Here is a 22,281-nt window from a genome sequence, read left to right on the forward strand (position 1 = left end):
AAATCATTCTTCCTTCAATATCCGCTCAACTATGCTCTGGGCTTTTTCGACTTCGTCGTTATGGACATGTATCTCGCGGTCGCCGTCAATGTTGGCCGCGAATCCGGCTAGTCGTGCCGACTCCGATTCGTCTTTAACAACGGGCTCGATGCCCATCTTTTGAAGCTCGGAAACGATTCGCTGGGTAAGCATCGAGTTTCCGGTATAGATCTTTGTGTAATCGCTCATAGCATAGAAATTAAAAAATAAGTACGAAGTTAGGAATAAGTTTCTAAATATTTTGGATAGAAACGTATAGTGGGAATGATCTTATAGGTTAATCGCACCTTATTTTTGTTCTACCGTTTTTTTTGTGAGAACAGTTGCTGTTGATCCGACCAAAAGACGAAAGGAAGAAGGAAAAAAGAAAATGAAGGACACATGGGTATTTTTAGTCCTACATTTACCTTTTCGGATGTTCCGAAAAATATATTCGTCTTTCTTCCTTGCTCTTTCCGTCCTTGTTCCATCGGAGATAGCGAAATTACCCACAAAATTCAGGGTAGAACCATTTTTAAATAGAGGGGCTCTCTTTTCTTAGAACATGGCGTTCATTTTCTGAAGGTGTCCATCAAAACCTTCCAAGGTCTCCGCCAACACTCCAATCTGTTCCTGGGCCTCTTTCCAGCTCTTTTGCTCGATGGCTTCCCTGACCCCGGGCAAGGTTTTTACGCCGTATCCGGTATAGAAACCGGGGGCGTAGATTTGGTGCTTGTACCAAGGTCTTCGTGGAAGTCCCTTTTCCGATGTCAACATCTGCTCGACCTGCATCAGCTGCCGGTTGAGCGCTTGCCGCTTTTCGGGGGGCAATTGGGAAGGATCCGCCGCATTAAATTTCTCGATACTGGTTTTTAGATCGGCCATTGCATTTTGTACAGGTGCAAAATCGAGATAAGGAACCGCTTTTTCCTTTTCGGGCTTTACCAGAGGCCTTTTAGGGTCCGCTGCCAGTTCAAAGGCGTTCTTATCGACCATTTGATTGTGTTTTTCGACAGCTTTGCGCATGGTGACGGTCTCATCGATTACTTCATCTAGGTAGCCCGAAACGGTGTTGTGCCATTCCCCAAATTCCAACGGAAGTACGTCGGCATTGGCCAGGCGCAAACTGATTCGTCCCGCGACGTTGGCCAAGGCCACACCATAGGCAAAATCAGGATCTTTGAACCGCTTGTAATTGGGATAGGTATCATAGATGGTATGGTATTCCCCGCCTGCATTTTCCCCGCCAAAGCCAAGGTTCAACGAAGCGATACCCGCATGCTGGATAAAGGGGGAATAGTCGGAACCTGATCCCACGGCATAGAGTTCGAAATCTTTACTGCCGCCATCGACAAGGTTACTGGCGATTTTTCGCTCTTTGACCGATACTTCACGTTGAGGGTCGGTTACCGCACCGGCCACCTCGCTCACCATGGCCTGTAAGCTGTGCGAGCCTCCGGCACTAAGAAATCCTCGGCCGTTACCGTCGGTGTTGATGTAGGCGATGGCCTTTTCCTGCAGTACCCCGATGTGGTCCTCTACCCATTCGGTAGAACCTATGAGTCCGGGTTCCTCGGCATCCCAGGCGGCATAGACCAAGGTGCGCCTTGGCTTGTCCCCGTTTTTGGCAAGTTCGCCGATGGCCCTGGCTTCCTCCATTAGGGCGACCATTCCACTGACCGGATCGCTGGCCCCGTGTACCCAGGCATCGTGGTGGTTACCCCGCAGCACCCATTGATCGGGGAATTCCGTTCCCTTCATGGTAGCGATTACGTTATGGGCCGGCTTGAGCTGCCAGTCGAATTCGAGTTTAAGGTGGACTTTCGCGGGGCCGGGACCGATGTGATAGGTAATCGGAAGGCCGCCGCGCCATGATTCGGGCGCTACCTCGCCCTCTAGGGCTTCCAACAAGGGCTGGGCATCTTCGTAGGAGATGGGCAATACGGGGATCTTAGTAATGGTAGGCGCCTCTTCACGGTCCAATCGTTCCGCATCCTTGGTGGCGGGATAGCCAGGGGTCAATACGTCCCCGGGATAAAGTGGCATGTCCATTACCGAGCCGCGTTGTACTCCGGTCTTGTTTTTAAAGGGTCCCTTGGGATAGACATCCCCCTTGACATAGCCGTCATCCTTTGGGTCGGAATAGATGATACAGCCGATCGCTCCTTTTTCAGCGGCGAGTTTGGGCTTGATGCCCCGCCAGGAACCGTAGTATTTGGCGATAACGATTTTTCCCTTGACATCGATTCCCAGTTTATCGAGTTCTTCGTAATCCTTGGGTACGCCGTAGTTGACGAAAACCAGTTCGGCCTCGACATCCCCGTCCGTGGAAAAGGCGTTATAACTGGGTAATAGTGCGTCACCCTGGGCCGTATATTCGTCTCCTTCGACCGCCATAGGGGTCAGCTTGGCGGTGTAGGTCGTCGGGGCCGTCAGCTCCAGCACTCGAGTCTTAGGGTACGGGAACAGTACGTGGTAGGTCTCGATCTTGGCATCGTAGCCCCACGAATTAAACTGATTTTTCATCCATTCCGCATTTTTCCGGCCGTATTCCGTGCCTACCCAATGGGGTTCCGCGGCCATACGCTTCATCCACGCATCGAGATTCTCGGCGGATAATTTGGACTCGAACTCTTTCTCAAGGGCGATTTCCTTTTCGGCGTTTTCGGGGGTAAAACCGATTATCGATGTTTGGGCGTGCAGACCGACTATGGCCAAGGAAAACAAGGGGATCAAGAATTTTTGTAACATGGAAAACGGATTTGAATTGATTTTGATGTTCAGTTGCAACGGCTTGCAAAACTATCCTGGAACCTAGAACGTATTTGAGAACGTAGGCGAACGAACGCCCGCACCCGAAGAGTACGGGGTAGGGGTTTCGAAGACACTGCAATGCTAATGTGCGGTCAAGATAGCGATTTTTTTTGGGTTTACACCCATCGATCCGCCTTTCTAGAGTGTAATTTGTACGCTGTCTGTTCTCACAGCTTTTTCGTCCATCCCCTAAAGTGCAAGTGTCCCTGTTCCTTGCTCCTTTTATCCTTATTCCAAGCTTCTGTCGTCCTTATTCCTTGCTCCTTTTGTCTTTCATCCTGCACTTAAATTGTGCTGTGCCGGCAAGTTTCATGGATGAGCACCATATTCGTGGTAGAACCATGCGTGCTATAGGAGTCCCCTTGCCTTGATCTCCAGATATTTGTTGATCGTATTAATGCTAAGGCTTTTCGGTTTGGTCAGGATGGTCTGGATACCGTATTGCCGCAACTCTTTTTGCATTTGACGCTTTTCAATGCGGAATTTTTCTGCAATGGTCTTGTGGTAAATGCCCTGCAGGTTTTCGGCGTCGGTGGCGATCAACTTCTCGAGTTCGGTGTTCTCGAAGAAGATGACCACCAACACGTGCTTTTTGGCCAGGGCGAGCAAAAAGGGAAGCTGTCTCTTGAGGGCGGATATATGTTCAAAATTGGTGTAGAGCAATAAGAGACTGCGATGGCTGATCTTCCGTTTGACCGTCGCGTAGAGCAGCCCGAAATCCGATTCGGTGAACTCCGTGTCGATGTTGTAGAGTTTCTCTAGAATCGTATTCAAGTGCGTGATTTTCTGGATGGCGGGCACGAAGGGGCCCACGGATTTCGAAAAGGCCAGCATACCTGTCTTATCGTTCCGTTTAAGAGCGACATTGGAGAAGGCCAAGGTGGAATTGATGGCATAATCCAATAATTTCAGTCCCTCGAACGGCATTTTCATCACTCTGCCCGTATCGATAATGGAGTAGATGGGTTGGGAGCGCTCGTCCTGATACTGGTTGACCATTAATTGGGCCTGTTTGGCGGTGGCCTTCCAGTTGATGGTACGAAAATCGTCGCCGGGCACGTATTCCTTGATCTGTTCGAATTCCTGGGTATGTCCGATACGGCGTATTTTCTTTAGTCCCACTTCCGTCAATCGGTTGCCGATGGCCAAAAAATCGTAACGCTGCATTTGGATGATGCTCGGATAGACCGGAACCGTTTCGTCCTTTTGGAAGACAAATTTCCGTTTCACGATCCTTAGGGGGGACGAGGCGAAAACGATAAGATTCCCGAATACGTATTCCCCTCGCTCTACGGGCCGTACGTTGTAGCTAAACTCTCTCCTTTCGCCTTTGCTCAGGCTGGAGGTATGCTCAAAATCCCTTTTTTGGAACTGTGGTGGAAGTTCATCGATAATCGATACGTAGGTTTTAAAGGGGTAGTCGGAACTATAGGTAATTGGGATGGGATTCAAATCGCTGTTGGACAGTTTTTTCGGAAGCCGGCGCCGGGCGGAAACACTGGAACCGGTAGCATACAAAAGATAGATGTCGAACAGGAACAAAGCGAGCAGCACCAAGATCAGCACCCAGGCAACAGGATAGAGGAGGGGCACCCAGTACGAGATGACGAAGCAGGCCGCCAAAACGGCGATGTACCTAAAAAACGTATTGTGTATGTAAAAGGATTTTAGGAACTGCATCATCTGGGGATTTCCACCGATTCGGAGATCATGTGCACGACACTGTCCGTCGTCATACCTTCCATTTCACGTTCGGGCGTTAGGATGATGCGATGGTTCAGCACGGGCACCAAGGCCCGTTTAACGTCATCGGGGGTTACGAAATCCCTACCCTGTATCGCGGCAAAGGCCTTTGCCGCGTTCAGGGTCGCGATCGAGGCCCGGGGCGAGCCCCCCAGATACAAATGCGGATGGTTCCGGGTCTTGGTAATGATATCGGCGATGTACCGGACGATTTTTTTCTCGACGATGACATTGCGGATTTTACGCTTATAATCCGCCAGCTGGTCCGCTGTCAGCACCCCCTTGATCAGATCATGAGGCTTCTCCTCTTTGCGTTCGTGGTGGGTCTGTATGATCTGCACCTCCTCTTCTAGGGAGGGGTAATCGACCTTGATCTTAAAAAGAAAACGATCGAGCTGGGCCTCGGGAAGGGCATAGGTACCTTCCTGCTCGATGGGGTTTTGGGTGGCCAAGACCATAAAGGGCGCGTCCATCGGGTAGGTGGCGCCGTCCATGGTGATCTGACGTTCTTCCATGGTCTCGAACAGGGCCGCCTGGGTCTTGGCGGGGGCGCGGTTGATTTCATCTATCAGTACGATGTTCGAAAATATAGGTCCCTTTTTGAATTCGAATTCCGAGGACTTGGCACTGAAAATCGAAGTCCCCAAGATATCGCTGGGCATCAGGTCCGGCGTAAACTGGATCCGGCTGAAATCCGTTTTTAGGGTCTTGGCGAAGAGTTTGGCGGTAATGGTCTTTGCGATGCCGGGTACACCCTCGATCAATACATGACCGTCGACCAGTAGGGAGACGATCAATTGATCGATAAAATTCTCCTGGCCTACGATGACCTTGGCCAATTCGGATTTCACATTGGCTACTGCGTTTTTCAGGTCCCCAAGAGGAATACGGTTGTCGAACTCGAGGTTTTGGTTTTGCGATTCGGTGTTTTCCATCTATGGTTATATTTAGCGTTGTCAGGTTTATTTATTGGATTCCATTCTTGGAACTATTTATCTAACCGTCCAATTCGACATAAGACTGTAGGACGTAAGACATAAGACAATCCGTTTTCCCATGAAGCACTAACATTTTTAAAATTTTCAGTCCTATGTCCTATGTCTTACCATCCTACGTCGGATTCTCACTGCTCAGTGCCGTTCGCCTTGGTGCTGTACCTTTTTAGGACTTCTCATGCGGTTTTGGCCCGTTTTTTGAATTTTTCAAGGGATGTATTCAGCTCCCTCAGTTCATTGTCCGATATCACTTCTTGGTCCTTGAGCTGTCGTAAAAATGCAAAAAGTCGTTCGATCTCATCGGGACTATGTCCGCTTCGGGACGCCAGGTTCCGGTAAAACTCTGCATCCCACTGGTTGGTGGACAAGTGGAAACGCGTCCGTATGTATTCCAGAAAATTAAGGATCTGTTGCTCCACGATGGGTTTGGCCTCCCCCTTTTCATAATACATATCGGCGATGGTACGGGTGAAGGCCAAGGTCTGGTTTTTAAGGGGTTGCACTACGGGAATCGCCCGTTGCTTTCTTTTTCCTTCAAAAATAACGTAGATTACCGCACCGATCAACACCAGATAATAGGCCCATTTCAGTTCTTTGGTATTGAGAAAGAGGTACATCGGCGAGGTATGCACGGGTTTCCCCGATTTATAAAAGTTGTCGATGTAGATATTCCGTGATCCATCCAGATAAGATAAAAGTCCCGCCGTATACTCCCGATTGTCTTCCTTTAGAATAAAAAAATTGGTAAAAGTCTTGGGAAAGGTACTCAAAAGGATTTCGCCGCGTCCGAATGGCTGTTTGACGACATTAAAAAGACGGGCTTCCATATCGCTATTTTCCAAGATGGGCGCTACACTTCCGATGACCACCGTTTTCGCGGTATCGATTGTTTTGAAGTAGGTGACATGATCGTCCCTTTGAAAGACGGCACCGTCTTGGAAATCCATTTTCGGATGGACCAACCGATGTCGGAACCGGCGTTTTGCGTCAAGATCGGGATACAGGTTTCCGGTCTCCAGGCCGAGGGTATCCAGCAAGGCCCCTTCGAAACTATTGGAAGCCATAAAAAGCGTATTTCCCTTGGATACCCAGTCCAGCATCGTTTTCAGTTCGGCTTCCCCGAATTCGACCTGCCCATTCACAAAAAAATAGGTGCCCTGCGGATGAGTAGCTTCGGTCAGGAACGCAAACGGAGGTGCATCGACCTGCTGCAATTTCTCGAACAACTGTTGCATGATATCGTTGAGCACGTAGGTGCCATAGGGAATCTTGTGGGTCGAAACGTACGATGGATACCAATTGACCACCTTGGGCCGGTTGTATTCCAGCAACAACAACAGGCCTAAGGTCAGTGCGGCGATGACGATATACACAGCTCCCTTTTTAACCATTGGCCTCCAGCTTATTTCGTAATGAGGAAAAGTCTTTTTCGGCCCGGTAGTACTGGGGTTCGTCAATTGGGAAATCGCCGTACCAGATATAATCGTACAGCCGGGTAATTTTTCTGAAGCGCTGTTGGAATTCCGTTTTTCGAATTTCCCGGATGTAGTCGTCGTTGGTCTTTTGCAGCTCCCATACGATGAGTTTTTTTTCGCCCATTACTTTTAATACCAACAAATAATAGTACCGGATGGCCAATCGATAGTTTTTATCGGCCACTGCCTTTTGGACGAGCTGGTGCAAGTCTTCATTTTTGATAAGGTGTTCATCTTCGGATACCGTGACCGATTTTTTTTCTTTTTGAGCCTGTATCAGGGCGCGTGCATTGACTTTGAGAAAAAACCGGATCAGCAGAAATATCAGGATGCCAATTAACAGGTAGGGGAGTAGCTCTAAAAGCCCCGCGAACACGCCCGTTGCCTTTTCAACCCCGAAAATCGCCTCCAATATACGGAGGATGCCGTTCCCTATCCAGCTGGTAAAGTCGTCCCACCAAGTGGGCCCGGTTTCCGTGACCTCGTAATCGAAGGCGCCATCGCCCCGATATTTTTGCAGGGCTTCCTCGTCGATCTGCCTAATTTCTATGGGAGAGGTATCATAGATTACGATGGTGGAATCCTTCTGTGCATACGCGGCTAGGGCACAGAAAAAAGCAGACCAACAATGAAAAATCCGTTTCCGCATATCTTTAATCTCTTAGGATTGACTTCCCTGGTGCTTGCATCGATTGTTTATCCAGCACCCATTGCTTTTTAGGAATCTTGCCCGTCCTGCAGGCGGGTTTGGTGCTTGGGATTTGGAATTTTCATGCCTCGCATGCTTGCTTAGAGATAGTTCATTCCGTAGCCCCTAGGTTCTTTATACGTTCGTAGGTACCCGTAAAGTTCTTTTTTTCGTTCAGATCGAAATAAATCAGTACGCTGGCCACTACGGAGATAATGTTCAGCAAAAACTGGGCTAGGGTTCCGACAATTCCAAGGAGGATACCGATCGGGTCTATCATCGTAAAGTTTTCGGCATCGATTTCCCCCGAGAGGATGCCCATTCTGGCGTAGGTATAGATGGTGCCGGGTAACGAAAAAGCATATCCGGCGACCGTAACGATAAGACCTACCACGAAGAGGGAGGCAAAAGTATGCCACCAATAGTTCCGTACCAGGGTAAAACTATAGCTAAAGGCATCGGTCGCCCCCTTTCGGTCAAAGACCAATATGCTAAAGGACAGGATGAGCGGTACATAGAGGTAGATGCCAGGTATTAGGCAGAACATCAGACCAGTTCCCACGCAGATACCCACCAGAATACCAAGACCGATAAATTGCCAAAAAGTCTCGTACACCCCCTTTTTTATTTCTTCGAAATCGATGTTGCCATTGTTATTGGCGTAAGATTTGATGTAAAACAGGGTAGTTGCCTGCGACAGGACGTAGGCGGTAATGATCGAGGTAAGAAATGCCAAGCCAACAAAAATAAGAACCAAGCCATCAAGAGACTGCTCGGACCTTTCAAGGTTGAAACTAATCAAATTCCCGAACCTGTACATATACAGTCCGTAACAAATAAGCATTACCACAAGGTAAGGCCCCACAATTTTAAAATAGGTCCGAAAAAATGGCTTGAACTCATTTCGGATAAAGGCAAAAGTATCGGAAAGGATTTCGCCCAGGTCACGCTTTTTCTTGAATTCGATGTAAGATTTCATTGTTGCCTTATGGGTTTGTAAGTCGACGATATAGCCTCCTCGGATATATAACGAAATAATACAAGATTAGTGCAAGCGAGCCTAAAATTATAAGAACGGCCAATGCGTCCGGCATTTCGGTATGCCGGGTGACGAAACCTTCGAGAAATCCCGCTAGGATAAAAAAAGGTACGGTGGCCAGCATGATCTTCAGTCCGTTTTTGACGCCTCTCTTAAAGGATTCCAACCGGGTATAGGTGCCCGGAAAGAGCAAACCGTTGGCAAGCACCAGCCCGGCACAACCGGCAATGATAATCACCGATATTTCTATGGTGCCATGGATCCATATGGTCCGCACCGACTCCCAGAGCAAGTCCTTTTCATGGAAGAAGTACTGAAAACTACCGAGCATTATTCCATTGCGCATCATAATGTACAAGGTGCCGATACCCAAGAGAATACCATAGGCAAAAGCCATCAGGGCCACCCTGATATTATTGATTGTAATGCCCAAAAACATATTGAATTCGCCCATTTGTTTGTACACGGCCATGGGGTCGTCCTTTTCAATATTTTCCAAGGTCATGTTTACGTAACTATCCCCTAGAATTGAACGTACGAAATCTCCATCACTAGCCGAGGAAAATATGCCTACCGCCGTAAAAAAGGCGAAGACCAGAAAGGCGATGAGCAGTTCGCGTTGGTGGTGGTAGAACATGAGGGGGAATTCCATCTTCCAAAATTCTAAAATCCTATTTTTAGACTCGCGTTTACTCTTGTAGATTTTCTGGTGCGCTTGTGAAGCCAAGGTGTTCAGATAGAACTCCGTATTGCTTCCGCCATAGAAGGTTTTCGCGTAACTAAGGTGGTCGGTGATCTCAATGTACAGGTCGGACAATTTATCGGGGGGCAGTGCCGTTCTGTTGGACAGGACATTTTCAAAAGTTGCCCATTTGTTCTTATTTTGCCTGACGAAAGCGGCTTCGCGCATACTTTGATGGGGGTTGGTACCTCAAAGAAACAAAACAATGGAACAATTTCAAATAGAAACGGCCCAGAATATAAGCATCAGCCAGAACACGGCACATCTTGGAGACCGCATGCTTGCTTACCTCATCGATAGTTTTATCATTTTGGTCTATTACGTGCTGATTATCATGATCTTGGTGTCGATGAATGTTGATTCTGGGGATTGGTGGACGTTTTACCTGCTGTTGAGCCTGCCTGCCTTTCTCTATTATGTTTTGTTGGAAAGTTTTATGGACGGACAAACGGTGGGAAAGCATTTGATGCAGATCAGGGTTGTCAAATTGGACGGGTCCAAACCAAGCTTTTCCAGTTATTTTATCCGTTGGGTGTTGCGGATTATCGATGTCGTTCTCACCATGGGCGGCGTGGCGGTTCTTACGATTCTGATCAAGGGAAAAGGGCAACGGGTAGGGGACATCGCGGCCGGTACGACGGTAATCACCGAAAAGAAAAGGGTCTTTTTGCACGACACCCTGTTACGCGACCTTCCGTCGGACTACAGTCCCAAATTCCCGCAGGTTACCGTTTTTAAGGATCGCGAGATGCAGACGATCAAAGACCTGTACGATGACGCCAGGCGAAACGGCAATCACAATGTAATCGTATCTTTGAGCGATCAGATCAAAAAAGTGACGGAAATTAATACCGAAGCGAAACCGATGGACTTTGTGGATGTCATCATCAAAGATTATAGCTATTATACCAGGGAGATGTGAGGTAGCAAAATCCCAAATTCAAAATCCCAACCCTATGACCAGCCCTATGTTCTATTTTATCATCGACATTTTAGGAACCATCGCCTTCGCCATTTCGGGAGTACTTGTGGCCATGGAGAAAAAAATGGACATTTTCGGGGTGCTGATCATTGCATTTGCGACTGCCGTCGGGGGTGGCACACTGCGGGACATCATGATTGGGAGTACCCCCGTCTTTTGGATGCGCGATTACACCTATATTTCCATAATTATCGGAACGGTAGCCTTCGCTGTATTATTTGCGAATCATCTGCACAATTTTCCTAAGACGCTCTTGTTTTTTGATGCTATCGGGTTAGGCCTATTTACGATGGTGGGGGTCGAAAAGGGACTGGCCTATGATCTTTTGCCGGTCATGTGTATCGCGCTGGGTACGGTTACGGCCTGCTTTGGAGGGGTGATCCGTGATATACTTTGTAACAAGATTCCCACTATTTTCAGTAGGGAGATCTACGCCACGGCTTGTATTTTAGGAGGTGTTAGCTACTTTGTGCTCATCCAGCTACCCATCGAGGAAGCCTATGCCTACAGTATCGCCATTTTGATGGTTATCGTGGGAAGGTTGTTGGCAATCCGGTTCGGTATCGCATTGCCTAATATTTATAGGAAAGAGAGGTAGAGCGGGGTCGGTGCGAAGTAATGAGAAATCGGTAAAATTAATCGGTGTGCAGAAGGGGAGCGCGTTAAGAAGTAATAACGGATGGTAAGGGTGGAGCGTCTCAATGACCAGACGCGTTTACAGTTTGATGCCGAGCAATTAATGAAACCTCACTCGACGACCTCCGCTTTTTGGATGTAAATGTTCTGTTGGGGCCAGTCGCCTTCGCCCGTTTCCACCTGATTGATCTTATCTACGACGTCCATGCCTTTGATGACCCGTCCGAAGGGGGTGAAGTCCCCATCTAGATGATAGGACCCTGGGTCGGTCACTACGATAAAAAATTCATAGGGAGAGGCGAGCATATGTGGATTCTCCTCTTTTTCGCTGCTGGGCATCGAAAGGGTGCCGCGATGGTGCCGGTGTCCCTTTCGGGTATCCGGGGGAAGCAGGTACCGCCCGATTTCGCTGCGTTTTCTACCGGTCTTTCGATCATCGGAATTGCCCCCTTGAATGATGAAGTCCTTGACCACGCGATGGAACTGGGTGTCGTCGAAATAACCTTTTCGGGTTAGATAGATAAAATTGGCCTTGTGATAGGGCACATTGTCGTAAAGCTGCACCGTAAAGCTGCCGAGCCGGGTGGTGATTTTTACCTTATCGACCGTAAGATCTTTTTGGTATTCGTAGAAAAAATCGACGGCGTTATCCTCGGTCAGTACGAACTTGTTCTCTTCCTCCTCGTCGTTTTTTATTTTTGTCGTGTCGGTCGAAACGGTCGAGTCATCTGTAACCGAGTCTGTTTTTTGATCTTTTTCGGCGACTGAAGAGGAATTGCCCTTGGGATCATCCCCACAGGAGGCCATAAAAAATAGTAGTACTATTGCAATCGCATATAATCGATAAAGAATCATGGATTTTGATGATTTTGTCATTCGGACTTCAAAAATAAAGGATTTGCCGCTACCGGGGGAAGCTTCGCACCTGAAAATGGTACCTGACTTTCGGTTGAAAGAATTGCGGAAGGCGAGGGCAGCGCCAAAACATCCAAAAAAAGCGGGAGTGATGGCACTGTTCTATCCCGATGCCGAAAATACCGTGAGATTATTGTTTATCCTAAGAAAAAACCATCCTAAGGATATACATGCGAACCAGATCGGATTTCCCGGAGGCCGCGCTGAAAAAGGGGATGTGGACCTTAGTGCAACCGCCCTACGTGAAACCAGGGAGGAGGTCGGCATATCCTCCGAAAAAATCGAAGTACTACGGGGGTTCACTGAAATTTATATTCCTCCCAGCAATTTTGAGGTAAAGCCCTTTATGGGACTGCATCGTACCCCGACCTTATTTATTCCCCAAGTCTCGGAGGTCGCCGCGCTCATCGAAGTGCCGTTGATGGACATTATGGACGAGTCCAATTTGCGTACCGAAAATCTGTCCACCTCCTATGCGCGCGATGTCAAGGTGCCTGCTTTCCGTTTGAACGGCTATACCGTGTGGGGCGCCACCGGAATGATGCTGAACGAGATGAGAACCCTGTTACGGCAGGTTTTGTAATAGGCGCATTATCAATTGGTGGGAACATGGAGAGGCTGTTACCTTTCTAAAATCAAATTCCGAATGCTATTCCCGGTTTCTGCGATGTTTCGTACTTTAGCGGCCTATGGGGCTATTTAAAAGAAATCCGTTTGGTCATATCCTTTTTATAAAGAAATGGTTGATTCGTATTATGGGACTGATGACCCATTCGAGATACAAGCAGTTCAATAATTTAGAGGTAGAGGGCTCTGATATTATCCGTTCGCTTCCGGATCGAAACGTACTTTTTGTCAGCAACCACCAGACCTATTTTGCCGATGTGGTGGCTATGTTTCACGTGTTCAACGCGAGCTTAAGCGGCCGAGTGGATAATATCAAGAATATAGGCTATATATGGAACCCAAAATTGAACATGTACTACGTCGCCGCGGCGGAGACCATGAAAAAGAGCCTGTTGACCAAAATGTTCGCCTATGCGGGGTCTGTGAGCGTCGAGCGCACCTGGCGTTCCGAAGGCAAGGAGATAAACCGGAAGGTAAAGTTCAGCGACATATCAAATATCGGGATGGCATTGAACGATGGTTGGGTCATTACCTTTCCGCAGGGCACGACCACCCCATGGAAACCTTTGCGAAAGGGGACCGCGCACATCATCAAAAAGTACAAGCCGATCGTGGTGCCGGTAGTCATCGATGGCTTTCGTCGCTCCTTTGACAAAAAGGGACTCCGGATCAAGAAAAAAGGCATCTTGCAATCTATGGTTATCAAAGAGCCGCTGGATATCGATTACGATAACGAATCTTTCGATGCCATCATCGAAAAATTGGAGTATGCCATCGAGCAGCACCCCTCTTTTTTAAAGGTAATTCCTCAGAAAGAACTAATGGCAGTCGAAGAGGAAAACGAACTGCGCCGGTTTCGCAACAGGAAAAAAGTCTAGCGACTGCACTTCAGTCCATCTCAAATCCCCCCATTGTGCCGTCTTCGGCCCAAATGAAAGAGCCATCGTCCGCTGGATTTCAGGTTTTTATGCAACTACGTATCCTTGGATATTCATCAGAGCTAAATTTCGGGAGCAGCCTTATGTTCGATAGGGTCCCGTTATAGAATTCCGTGCGAAAGGTTCAACTTACCAAAAAGCTTTTGTTTACATTTGAGCCAAAGAGAAAGAAGTATGGCCGATACCGACGCACTAAATATTCCAAAATCAAGTTTGCCCCGAATCGTTATCGTTGGCGGCGGTTTTGGTGGGATAGCCCTGGGTCAGGCACTGAAAGGAAAGGAAATGCAGGTGGTGCTTCTGGACAAAAACAATTATCACACCTTTCAGCCCTTGCTCTATCAGGTTTCTACAGGAGGACTTGAGCCGGACTCCATCGCGTATCCGTTGCGCAAGGTTTTGCAGGGCTATCCCGACTTTTATTTTCGTCTTGCAGAGGTGCTACGGGTGAAACCCGCGTCGAAGTTGGTGTGTACCGATATCGGCGAACTGGCCTATGATTATTTAGTCATCGGTACCGGTTCGGAAACCAATTTTTTCGGCAACGACGAAATCGAACAGAACAGTATGGGAATGAAAACCATTCCCCAGTCCTTGGACCTGCGTAGTCTTATTCTTGAAAATTTTGAACAGGCCCTTTTGACCGATAACCTTCACGAACGCGATGCCCTGATGAATTTCGTTATCGTCGGCGGTGGCCCGACGGGAGTAGAACTGGCCGGTGCCCTTGCCGAAATTAAAAAGGGAATCCTTCCAAAGGACTATCCCGATCTTGACACCCGAAAGGCCCAGATCAACCTGGTCCAGTCCGGAGAGCAGGTCCTTCAGGGCATGAGTCGGGAAGCCTCGAAAAAGGCGGAAGAATTTCTTGAAGGTCTTGGCGTTCAGGTTTGGAAAGGGGCACGGGTTACCGCATACGACGGTAAAACGGTGCGTACCAAGACCGATCTGGTCTTTGAGGCCGCGACGGTAGTCTGGGCGGCGGGGGTGAAGGCCGTGTCGATCGAAGGTTTGGATGCTAAAGACCTGTTGGCCTCCAGCAATCGGATAAAGGTCAATGAATTCAATCAAGTTATGGATCACGATGGTATTTACGCCATCGGCGATGCCGCCTATATGCAATCCGATAAGGCGCCTCACGGCCATCCCATGGTGGCACAGCCGGCCTTGCAGCAGGGGAAACACCTTGGTGAAAATCTGGTGCGTCTCAATAAGGGTCAACCGATGAAGCCTTTCCGCTACAAAGACAAGGGCAGCATGGCTACCGTAGGTCGGAACAAGGCCGTGGTGGACCTCGAACATTACAAATTTCAAGGTGTGTTCGCCTGGTTCGTTTGGATGTTCGTCCACTTGTTCTTTTTGATCGGGTTTCGCAACCGCATGGTCGTATTTGTCAACTGGGTCTATAATTATGTGCGCTTCGATCGGGAAGCCCGGCTGATTATAAGACCCTATAAGAGAGATTATAAGCGATTCAGACGGAAGAAGGTTTCCTCGGATGAAACTCGTTCATCACCCGTTTCAGGTCGCTGCGGTCCACATGAAAATAAATTTCGGTCGTTGTAATACTCTCATGGCCCAACATCTGCTGTATGGCCCGCAGGTCGGCGCCGTTCTGAAGCAGGTGGGTGGCAAAGGAGTGACGGAAGGTGTGCGGACTGACCCTTTTCTGTAAACCTACTTTTTCAGCGAGATCTTTGACGATGGTAAAGAGCATGGCCCGGGTCAGCTTTTTGCCCCTACGATTTAAAAAAAGGGTGTCTTCGAAGCCCTTTTGAATATGTTGATGGATTCGTATTTCCTTCCGATAGATGTCAATGTATTTTTTGTTGACAGTGCTTATGGGAACAAAACGCTGTTTGTCGCCCTTGCCGATAACGTTGATAAAGTCTTCTTCAAAATAGAGGTCTGAAATTTTAAGGTTGATCAGTTCCGATACCCGAAGTCCACATCCATATAAGGTTTCCAACATGGCGCGATTGCGTTCGCCCTGGGGTTTGGAGAGGTCGATGGCGTTGATCACGGCATTGATTTCCGCCTCGGACAGCGTATCGGGCAGCTTCCTGCCTGTTTTTGGGGATTCGATGAGGTCTAGAGGATGGTCTTTGCGATAATTTTCAAATACCAAATAGTTAAAAAAACTTTTGAGTCCCGATATAATCCGTGACTGAGAGCTTGGATTCATTGTTTTTGCCACCTCATAGACAAACTGCCGAACCGTCTCCTTTTCGATATCGACCGGCGTATCGCCAAGATCGTTGGCTCCGAGAAAGGCTATAAGCTTTTTGACGTCACGGATGTAATTTTGCTGGGTATTTGTTGATAGGCCCCTTTCGATTTTGAGGTAGTGCCGGTAATCTGAAAGTGCTTCCTGCCAGGTCATAGTGAGTTATCAACAAAGATGGGGAACGGTCGTTCAAAAATGGGGACCATCGTAATCTACGGGTTTTTGTCGATTGGATTTAAATTCAAGAACAAAGGTAGGGATTACTATGCTCTGAAATGAGTAGCGCAATTCAAAGTTGTTTATCTTTGAAGTTGAACAACTACAAACTGACAACTATGAATTTTAAGTTACACGCGATTCTCGCAATGATTCTTTTCGGTAGTGCCCAGGTGTATGCGCAGTCCTCGCAAAATTTTAATGCATCCACGGATACAGGGCCGGTACGGTTCGGAGCAAAGGCGGGTCTGGGTTTCTCCACGTTTTCCGGGGATTTTGCGGATATCAGTCCCAAATTAGGCTTCCATTTCGGTGGAGCGGCCGAAATTCCGGCTTTCTCGGAGAATTTTTACCTACAGCCCGAACTTCTTCTGTCGTTTCAGAGAACGGATATCGGTATCGGGAACTTGAACCTGACCTACCTGCAATTGCCTTTAATGACCAAATACCACATTACCGATGAAATCGCTGCGGAATTCGGTCCACAAGTAGGGGTGCTTGTAGGGGATAACGGGGATGACTTGATTGCCATCGAAAGAAATACAGTGGATTTCGGAATAAACGTAGGGGCCGGATATCGTATGAACGATACTATTTATTTTCAGCTCCGCTTCGGATTGGGTGTTTCAAAGCTTTTTGATAATTTCAATTCCAGAAACAGGGCGCTCTCCCTTGGCGGCGTGTATTACTTTTAGAAGGTACTAGGCTTCCGCTTAGAAGCGTGGGGGAGCGATTAGACCGTACCAATTGTTGCGATATTAAATAAGAATGAGAAAATCGATATGAAGATCCTGATCATTAATGGTCCCAATCTTAATCTCTTGGGAAAACGCGAACCTGAAGTTTATGGTAACCAGACATTTGAAGACCATTTTCCTGATTTACAGTTTAAATTCAAGAAACTGCAGCTAGAATATTTTCAGTCCAATAGCGAAGGCGAACTCATTGATAAGATTCAAGAGGTCGGTTTTTCTTATGATGGCATCATACTCAATGCGGCCGCCTACACCCACACTTCGATCGGAATCGGAGATGCCGTGAAGGCCATTAAAACCCCAGTGGTCGAAGTACATATTTCGAATACCCATAAGCGCGAGCAGTTCCGTCACATATCTTATATCTCACCGAATGCAATGGGCGTAATTTTAGGATTCGGACTGAAAAGTTACGAATTGGCGATCCAAAGTTTTTTGGAGTAATCGGATGGCGCGGAAAAAGATTGACCTACTTATTGAAAACATACGGCTTACCACGATTGATCAGGAGGTTTCTAAAAGGGCGATCAAGGATAAAAGGGTACATGGTTTTGAGGACGCCCCACGATATTATTTCGCCCTTAAGGCATCCTGCGAAATCGTAATTGCCGAACATACATCCGATTTTATTTTAGCTAAATTCCCGCGGTAGGATGCGAGGATTTTATCCTAAACTATCCTTGATTTCCACTTTCTTTACCCGCAGCAACAAGAGCATCCCGATTAAAAAAAACAATCCGAGAAAAATTATCGAATAGCGAATACTTCCGGTCACTTGGGCGATGTAGCCGTAAGTCAACATTCCGATAACGATACCTATTTTTTCTGAAACATCGTAGAAGCTGAAATACGAAGTGGTATCTACGGCATCTGGGGGAAGCAATTTGGAATAGGTCGAGCGTGATAGAGATTGTATGCCACCCATGACCAGCCCGACGAAGCCCGCGGTGATGTAAAACTCGAGGGGCGTCACGATGGTGTAGGCGAATATGCAAATGCCGATCCAAATGAGGTTTAGGACGATCAAGGTGCTGATATTTCCAAACCGTGCGGAACATCTTGAGGTAATATACGCTCCTAGGATCGCGACAATCTGTATGAGCAGTACGCTGACGATCAAACCCGTGGTGGAGTCCGTGCCTCCCCAGTCCAGCTCCTCGATTCCGAAATAGGTGGCGATCAGCATAATGGTCTGTACGGCCATACTGTAAACAAAAAAAGCGCCCAGATATCTTTTAAGCGGGATATTGGCTTTGATTTTTTTCCATATCCGTGTCAGTTCCCTAAACCCGTTGAAGAGCAGGTTTTTGGTAAAGGTGCCGTTTTTGTTGCCCTTGGGCAGATGATAAAAGGTATATTGGCTAAAACCCATCCACCAAACCCCGGTCAGGACAAAGGACAGTCGGGTAGGGGTCGAGGCATCGTCAAATCCAAAGGTCTCGAACTTCAAAATCATCGCAAGGCAAATCAAAAGAAGCAGAACGCTACCGATATACCCCAGGGAATAGCCTTTGGCACTGATAGCATCCTGTTGTTCGGGGTATGCGATATCGGGCAAGTACGAATTGTAGAACACTAAGCTCGACCAGAAACCGATCAGGGCTATAAAGTAACACAGCAATCCGAACCAGAGATAATCAAGGCTGAACCAATACAGCCCGATACAGGCCGATGCGCCCAAATAGCAGAAGAATTTTAAAAACACCTTTTTGTTGCCGGCGTAATCGGCGATACCGCTTAACAGGGGGCTCAAAAAAGAGACCACCAAGAAGGCGATTGCGGTCACATAACTGATTAGGGTGTCATTGTTGAAATCCGTTCCAAAAAAACGGACGGTATCATCGAGCATTTGGCCATTTTCATCCTTGACCAAGGTCAGGGCCCCGTAGAAAATAGGGAAAACCGCAGAGGAGATAACCAGATTATAGACGGAATTGGCCCAATCGTAAAACGCCCAGGCATTCAGTAATTTTTTGTCTCCCTTCAATGTTTGGTGAGGTTAAAACTTGTTTAAGCCAATTCTTATAAAATTAAAAGCCGCTCTGTTCAGGAACGGCTTTCAAGTTACAATTATTGTGGAATCTTTTATCGAAACGAGGTGACTCCGAACTTCTTGGCTTCGGCTTTGGCCATAGGTGCCCATTCGGTCAGGTTTTGAATCCGCGTATCGTTGGAGGGGTGAGTGCTCAAGAATTCGGGCGGGGTCTGTCCGCCACTTTCGGCCTTCATCCTTTTCCAGAGTTCTGCAGCTTCGGATGGATCATAGCCGGCAATGGCCATAATCTGCAGCCCGATACGGTCGGCCTCGGTTTCGTGGCTCCTGCTAAAGGGCAGCATGACGCCTACCGTTGAACCTACCCCATAGGCCTGATTGAAAATATTGCGTTTTTGTGGGTCTTGAATGGCCACGTTTCCTGCCACGGCTCCTAATTGTTGCAGGGTGCCGGCACTCATGCGTTGGGCCCCATGGTCTGCCAGGGCATGCGCCACCTCATGGCCCATGACTACGGCGACTCCGGTCTCATTTTGGCAAATGGGCATGATACCGGTATAAAACACGATCTTTCCGCCAGGCATGCACCAGGCATTGACCGTCTCGTCCTTGACCAGATTGTATTCCCATTTATAATCTTTAAGGTATCCGGGATATCCGTTTGCCGAAAGCCAGCGTTCCGCGGCGGATGAAATGCGCTGTCCTACATTGGTTATCATTTTCGCCTCCGCAGTGTTTTCTACGACTTTATGCTCGTTCAGAAATTCGTCGTACTGGGCGAAGGCCGACGGAAAGAGTTGGCTGTTCGGATAGAAATTTAAAACCTGTTTGCCGGTAAAGGGATTGGTCTTACATGCGACAACGGCCAGTAGTACGGTTAGGATTAAAACTATTTTTTTCATAACGTATCTATTTTGTTCACGTAAATATTCTAACTCTATTCGTTTACAAAGTTGAGCTTGTACTTATCTACGGCTAGTCTTCACGTTTTAGTCATTCGTCTTCGTTATTAGTACTCCCAGTTTCGTCTTCTTCGGGTAGTTCTTTCTTTCCCCTGATACGCAATTGGGTAAAGTCTTTTGATATTATGATACTATTGTCCTGATCGAAATTGACTTCCTCTAACTCTACCTCTTCGTTATCGACCGTAACCTTGCTTATCTCAAAAGGCAGCCCGAGCAGTCGGATGTTGAATGTATCGTAACTGGTAATAAAGCTACCGTCTTTAAACTGTTGTATGGTAAGTTCGTTTTTCTTTCCTGAAAATTTAAAATTTCTCAGACTGTATTTTCCGTTTTCATAAGAATAACCGTCATTGGCATCCTCGTAAACGGTAGAATTCTCCGCGCCTTCGGTGTAATATACTTCCAAAACCAGTTCTTCGATCTCTTTTTCACCGACGTATTGCTGTACCGGATATTTCGGGATGATCGCACCCGCCTTGATGAATACCGGAATACTGTCAATATCGGCCTCTATCCAGGTCTCTTTGCCTCCCTCCATCATGTCATTATTCCAATAATTATACCAATCCCCGCGCGGGATGTACATCCGACGTCCTTTAGCGTTGGGTTCCTGTACGGGACACACTAGAATTTGCTCGCCAAAGATAAACTCATCGGTTCTAAAATGGGTCTGGGTATCTTCTTGATCGTAGCATACTATGGGCTGTAGCATTGGTTTTCCCTCACGAGTGTACCGCCAGAACATGGTGTAAAGATAGGGCAATAGCTGGTAGCGAAGCTCTATGAACTTTCTGACGATATCGGTAATTTCCTTTCCGAAGGACCAAGGTTCCTGGTCCCCGTGATCCCCACTGGAGTGGACGCGAAAGAATGGATGGAACGCGCCCAACTGTATCCATCTGGCAAAAAGTTCGCCGCTGGGCTGCTCGGCGAAGCCACCGATATCGCATCCCACGAAGGAATAGCCGCTCATGCTCATCCGTTGCATCTGAACGTTCGAAATCCATAAATGTTCCCATGTAGCGACGTTATCGCCCGTCCAGGTGGACGAAAATCTTTGCGTGCCGGAATAGGCCGCACGGGTAATGACCATAGGTCTTTTGGGGTACACATATTTCTTTACGCCTTCGTAGGTCGCCCTGACCATCTGCATTCCATACACGTTGTGGGCCTTTCTGTGGCTGCAAGGGTGCCCGTCATAATTATGCCGGGTATCCAGGGGGGCGGTCTTGGTGGGTACTTCCATCACGGCCGGTTCGTTCATGTCGTTCCAGACCGCATGTACGCCGAGTTCCACCATAAATTCCTTGTACAGTCCGGCCCACCACTCGCGGACCTCGGGATTCGTAAAATCGGGAAAATTGCATTCCCCGGGCCACACCTTTCCCTTCATGTAGGGGCCATCCGCTCGTTTACAGAAGTAATCGTTTTCCAATGCTTCCCGATAGACCCAATAATCTCTATCGATTTTGATGCCCGGATCGATCATCACCACGGTCTTGAAACCGTCTTTCTCCAATTCGGCGATCATGCGTTTTGGTTCAGGAAACTTGGTCTTGTCCCAGGTAAAGCACCGAAACCCGTCCATATAATCGATATCGAGATAGATGGCATCGCAAGGAATTTTCTCGTCCCTGAACTTCTGGGCGATGTCCTTCACCTGACTTTCGGGAAAATAGCTCCATTTCGATTGGTGGAAGCCAAGGGCCCAAAGCGGGGGCAATTCGGGCGCCCCCGTCAAATTGGTATAGGCGCGTACTGCCTTGTACATTTCGGGGCCGTAGAAAAAATAATAGTTCATCTCTCCCCCTTCTGCCCAAAAGCTCGTTGTGTTGCGGCGTTCGTGGGCGAAATCAAAATGAGTCTTAAAGCTGTTGTCGAAAAAGATACCGTAGCTCTTTCCGCCGTGAAGTCCTAAATAGAACGGGATTGCCTTGTAAAGAGGGTCTTGATCTTTGCCGTAGGCATACTGATCGGTCACCCAATTGCTCACGCGTTTACCCTTTAGATTGCTGTGGGTGGCCTTGTCTCCCATCCCGTAGTAGCTTTCGGAATGTTGGGTGATCTTCCCCATTTTAACGGTGTTGCCGCCGTGTTCATAGTTCTCCTCCCAATGGAAACCCAGCTCGTCTTCGTTGATAATGTTGCCTTCGAGGTCTGAAATTTGGGTACGCAGACTTTTTTTATCGACTAGGACCTGAATTTTGGAGGTCTCTATAATGTATTCGGTTTTCGTTTCCAATACCTCGAGTCGATTATACCCTCTTCGGGCATTGGGGTCAACGGCATACGAAAAGTCCGGGGGGAAAGTGTGTTCGGTGGCATATCGAAAGCGGATGGTTCGATCTTGGACCACGGTAACCTCCAGAATCACTCCATTTTCAGTGGTGAAGTAGAATTTGTCCTTATCCCTGATGTATTTAACAATATGGTTGGGGTAGAGATTGCCTTTGTATTCAAGGTCTGTGTTGGTGATCATGTGGTTATCATTTAAAGACCTGCAAAAATAACAA

General features: G+C 47.7%; 20 protein-coding genes. 7 read left to right on the forward strand and 13 right to left on the reverse strand.

From position 1 onward, the window contains the following. Window positions 1–3: 3 nt before the first annotated feature. The 8 genes from RQM65_RS15090 to RQM65_RS15125 all read right to left on the reverse strand — a co-directional run bounded on the left by RQM65_RS15090 (window position 4) and on the right by RQM65_RS15125 (window position 9,682). Entirely contained in the window at window positions 4–228 is a 225-nt protein-coding gene (locus RQM65_RS15090) for a putative signal transducing protein (protein ID WP_314016249.1), read from the reverse strand. A 348-nt stretch (window positions 229–576) separates the two neighbouring features. Then, the gene (locus RQM65_RS15095; protein ID WP_314016250.1) at window positions 577–2,769 is read right to left on the reverse strand and encodes a transferrin receptor-like dimerization domain-containing protein; all 2,193 of its coding nucleotides are present in this window, start codon (window positions 2,767–2,769) and stop codon (window positions 577–579) included. A gap of 411 nt (window positions 2,770–3,180) precedes the next feature. Further along, window positions 3,181–4,512, reverse strand: a complete 1,332-nt coding sequence (locus RQM65_RS15100) for a DUF58 domain-containing protein (protein WP_314016843.1) — start codon at window positions 4,510–4,512, stop codon at window positions 3,181–3,183. After that, on the reverse strand, window positions 4,512–5,510 hold the full coding sequence (locus RQM65_RS15105; RefSeq protein ID WP_314016251.1) for an AAA family ATPase: 999 nt from the start codon (window positions 5,508–5,510) through the stop codon (window positions 4,512–4,514). The genes RQM65_RS15100 and RQM65_RS15105 overlap by 1 nt, the downstream gene beginning before the upstream one ends. A 236-nt stretch (window positions 5,511–5,746) precedes the next feature. Then, a complete protein-coding gene (locus RQM65_RS15110) occupies window positions 5,747–6,961 on the reverse strand; it encodes a DUF4350 domain-containing protein (RefSeq protein WP_314016252.1) in 1,215 nt (404 codons plus the stop codon). After that, complete coding sequence (locus RQM65_RS15115) at window positions 6,954–7,694, reverse strand: DUF4129 domain-containing protein (protein ID WP_314016253.1); 741 nt, start codon at window positions 7,692–7,694, stop codon at window positions 6,954–6,956. The genes RQM65_RS15110 and RQM65_RS15115 overlap by 8 nt, the downstream gene beginning before the upstream one ends. A gap of 151 nt (window positions 7,695–7,845) precedes the next feature. Further along, window positions 7,846–8,712: a hypothetical protein gene (locus RQM65_RS15120; protein WP_314016254.1), complete on the reverse strand. Its 867-nt coding sequence runs from the start codon at window positions 8,710–8,712 to the stop codon at window positions 7,846–7,848. 7 nt (window positions 8,713–8,719) lie between these two features. Then, entirely contained in the window at window positions 8,720–9,682 is a 963-nt protein-coding gene (locus RQM65_RS15125) for a stage II sporulation protein M (protein ID WP_314016255.1), read from the reverse strand. Between the two features lie 37 nt (window positions 9,683–9,719). Between RQM65_RS15125 and RQM65_RS15130 the strand changes: the two genes are divergently transcribed. Then, window positions 9,720–10,436, forward strand: coding sequence for an RDD family protein (locus tag RQM65_RS15130; RefSeq protein ID WP_314016256.1), 717 nt, complete (start codon window positions 9,720–9,722; stop codon window positions 10,434–10,436). A gap of 46 nt (window positions 10,437–10,482) precedes the next feature. Further along, a complete protein-coding gene (locus tag RQM65_RS15135) occupies window positions 10,483–11,094 on the forward strand; it encodes a trimeric intracellular cation channel family protein (RefSeq protein ID WP_314016844.1) in 612 nt (203 codons plus the stop codon). A 149-nt stretch (window positions 11,095–11,243) separates the two neighbouring features. Here RQM65_RS15135 and RQM65_RS15140 read toward each other — a convergent pair whose 3' ends face one another. Beyond that, entirely contained in the window at window positions 11,244–11,987 is a 744-nt protein-coding gene (locus RQM65_RS15140) for a peptidylprolyl isomerase (RefSeq protein WP_314016257.1), read from the reverse strand. Between RQM65_RS15140 and RQM65_RS15145 the strand changes: the two genes are divergently transcribed. The 3 genes from RQM65_RS15145 (at window position 11,986) to RQM65_RS15155 (ending at window position 15,178) form a co-directional block, all read left to right on the forward strand. Beyond that, window positions 11,986–12,630: an NUDIX hydrolase gene (locus RQM65_RS15145; protein ID WP_314016258.1), complete on the forward strand. Its 645-nt coding sequence runs from the start codon at window positions 11,986–11,988 to the stop codon at window positions 12,628–12,630. The two genes, RQM65_RS15140 and RQM65_RS15145, sit on opposite strands and share 2 nt — an antisense overlap. Before the next feature lie 106 nt (window positions 12,631–12,736). Then, the gene (locus RQM65_RS15150; protein ID WP_314016259.1) at window positions 12,737–13,552 is read left to right on the forward strand and encodes a lysophospholipid acyltransferase family protein; all 816 of its coding nucleotides are present in this window, start codon (window positions 12,737–12,739) and stop codon (window positions 13,550–13,552) included. A 234-nt stretch (window positions 13,553–13,786) separates the two neighbouring features. Further along, on the forward strand, window positions 13,787–15,178 hold the full coding sequence (locus RQM65_RS15155) for an NAD(P)/FAD-dependent oxidoreductase (protein WP_314016845.1): 1,392 nt from the start codon (window positions 13,787–13,789) through the stop codon (window positions 15,176–15,178). On the opposite strand, the gene xerD is transcribed toward RQM65_RS15155, so the two are convergent. Next, window positions 15,087–15,995, reverse strand: a complete 909-nt coding sequence (xerD, locus tag RQM65_RS15160; RefSeq protein WP_314016260.1) for a site-specific tyrosine recombinase XerD — start codon at window positions 15,993–15,995, stop codon at window positions 15,087–15,089. The two genes, RQM65_RS15155 and xerD, sit on opposite strands and share 92 nt — an antisense overlap. 179 nt (window positions 15,996–16,174) lie before the next feature. Here xerD and RQM65_RS15165 point away from each other — a divergent pair, with 179 nt between their 5' ends. Both RQM65_RS15165 and aroQ read left to right on the forward strand, forming a co-directional pair. Continuing rightward, complete coding sequence (locus RQM65_RS15165) at window positions 16,175–16,750, forward strand: porin family protein (RefSeq protein ID WP_314016261.1); 576 nt, start codon at window positions 16,175–16,177, stop codon at window positions 16,748–16,750. A gap of 87 nt (window positions 16,751–16,837) precedes the next feature. Next, window positions 16,838–17,254 carry a type II 3-dehydroquinate dehydratase gene (gene aroQ / locus RQM65_RS15170; RefSeq protein ID WP_314016262.1) on the forward strand — a complete coding sequence of 139 codons (417 nt, stop codon included), beginning with the start codon at window positions 16,838–16,840 and terminating at the stop codon, window positions 17,252–17,254. A gap of 220 nt (window positions 17,255–17,474) precedes the next feature. Here aroQ and RQM65_RS15175 read toward each other — a convergent pair whose 3' ends face one another. The 3 genes from RQM65_RS15175 to RQM65_RS15185 all read right to left on the reverse strand — a co-directional run bounded on the left by RQM65_RS15175 (window position 17,475) and on the right by RQM65_RS15185 (window position 22,247). After that, on the reverse strand, window positions 17,475–18,797 hold the full coding sequence (locus tag RQM65_RS15175; RefSeq protein WP_314016263.1) for an MFS transporter: 1,323 nt from the start codon (window positions 18,795–18,797) through the stop codon (window positions 17,475–17,477). A gap of 98 nt (window positions 18,798–18,895) precedes the next feature. Continuing rightward, the gene (locus RQM65_RS15180) at window positions 18,896–19,705 is read right to left on the reverse strand and encodes a M48 family metallopeptidase (protein WP_314016264.1); all 810 of its coding nucleotides are present in this window, start codon (window positions 19,703–19,705) and stop codon (window positions 18,896–18,898) included. 91 nt (window positions 19,706–19,796) lie between these two features. Next, window positions 19,797–22,247 (reverse strand): glycoside hydrolase family 31 protein, encoded by a 2,451-nt coding sequence (locus tag RQM65_RS15185; protein ID WP_314016265.1) that lies wholly within the window; start codon window positions 22,245–22,247, stop codon window positions 19,797–19,799. Window positions 22,248–22,281 lie beyond the last annotated feature (34 nt).

The sequence above is a fragment of the Pricia mediterranea genome (genome assembly GCF_032248455.1).
GTDB lineage: Bacteria > Bacteroidota > Bacteroidia > Flavobacteriales > Flavobacteriaceae > Pricia > Pricia mediterranea.

Excerpts from the sequence above, each read along its gene's own strand:
- RQM65_RS15100 (WP_314016843.1), bottom strand. The coding sequence starts at position 4,512 with ATGCAGTTCCTAAAATCCTTTTACATACACAATACGTTTTTTAGGTAC.
- RQM65_RS15165 (WP_314016261.1), top strand. The coding sequence starts at position 16,175 with ATGAATTTTAAGTTACACGCGATTCTCGCAATGATTCTTTTCGGTAGT.
- RQM65_RS15140 (WP_314016257.1), bottom strand. The coding sequence starts at position 11,987 with ATGATTCTTTATCGATTATATGCGATTGCAATAGTACTACTATTTTTT.
- RQM65_RS15155 (WP_314016845.1), top strand. The coding sequence starts at position 13,787 with ATGGCCGATACCGACGCACTAAATATTCCAAAATCAAGTTTGCCCCGA.
- RQM65_RS15105 (WP_314016251.1), bottom strand. The coding sequence starts at position 5,510 with ATGGAAAACACCGAATCGCAAAACCAAAACCTCGAGTTCGACAACCGT.
- RQM65_RS15145 (WP_314016258.1), top strand. The coding sequence starts at position 11,986 with ATGGATTTTGATGATTTTGTCATTCGGACTTCAAAAATAAAGGATTTG.
- aroQ (WP_314016262.1), top strand. The coding sequence starts at position 16,838 with ATGAAGATCCTGATCATTAATGGTCCCAATCTTAATCTCTTGGGAAAA.
- RQM65_RS15130 (WP_314016256.1), top strand. The coding sequence starts at position 9,720 with ATGGAACAATTTCAAATAGAAACGGCCCAGAATATAAGCATCAGCCAG.
- RQM65_RS15150 (WP_314016259.1), top strand. The coding sequence starts at position 12,737 with ATGGGGCTATTTAAAAGAAATCCGTTTGGTCATATCCTTTTTATAAAG.
- RQM65_RS15185 (WP_314016265.1), bottom strand. The coding sequence starts at position 22,247 with ATGATCACCAACACAGACCTTGAATACAAAGGCAATCTCTACCCCAAC.
- RQM65_RS15125 (WP_314016255.1), bottom strand. The coding sequence starts at position 9,682 with ATGCGCGAAGCCGCTTTCGTCAGGCAAAATAAGAACAAATGGGCAACT.
- RQM65_RS15135 (WP_314016844.1), top strand. The coding sequence starts at position 10,483 with ATGTTCTATTTTATCATCGACATTTTAGGAACCATCGCCTTCGCCATT.
- RQM65_RS15095 (WP_314016250.1), bottom strand. The coding sequence starts at position 2,769 with ATGTTACAAAAATTCTTGATCCCCTTGTTTTCCTTGGCCATAGTCGGT.
- xerD (WP_314016260.1), bottom strand. The coding sequence starts at position 15,995 with ATGACCTGGCAGGAAGCACTTTCAGATTACCGGCACTACCTCAAAATC.
- RQM65_RS15090 (WP_314016249.1), bottom strand. The coding sequence starts at position 228 with ATGAGCGATTACACAAAGATCTATACCGGAAACTCGATGCTTACCCAG.
- RQM65_RS15110 (WP_314016252.1), bottom strand. The coding sequence starts at position 6,961 with ATGGTTAAAAAGGGAGCTGTGTATATCGTCATCGCCGCACTGACCTTA.
- RQM65_RS15120 (WP_314016254.1), bottom strand. The coding sequence starts at position 8,712 with ATGAAATCTTACATCGAATTCAAGAAAAAGCGTGACCTGGGCGAAATC.
- RQM65_RS15180 (WP_314016264.1), bottom strand. The coding sequence starts at position 19,705 with ATGAAAAAAATAGTTTTAATCCTAACCGTACTACTGGCCGTTGTCGCA.
- RQM65_RS15115 (WP_314016253.1), bottom strand. The coding sequence starts at position 7,694 with ATGCGGAAACGGATTTTTCATTGTTGGTCTGCTTTTTTCTGTGCCCTA.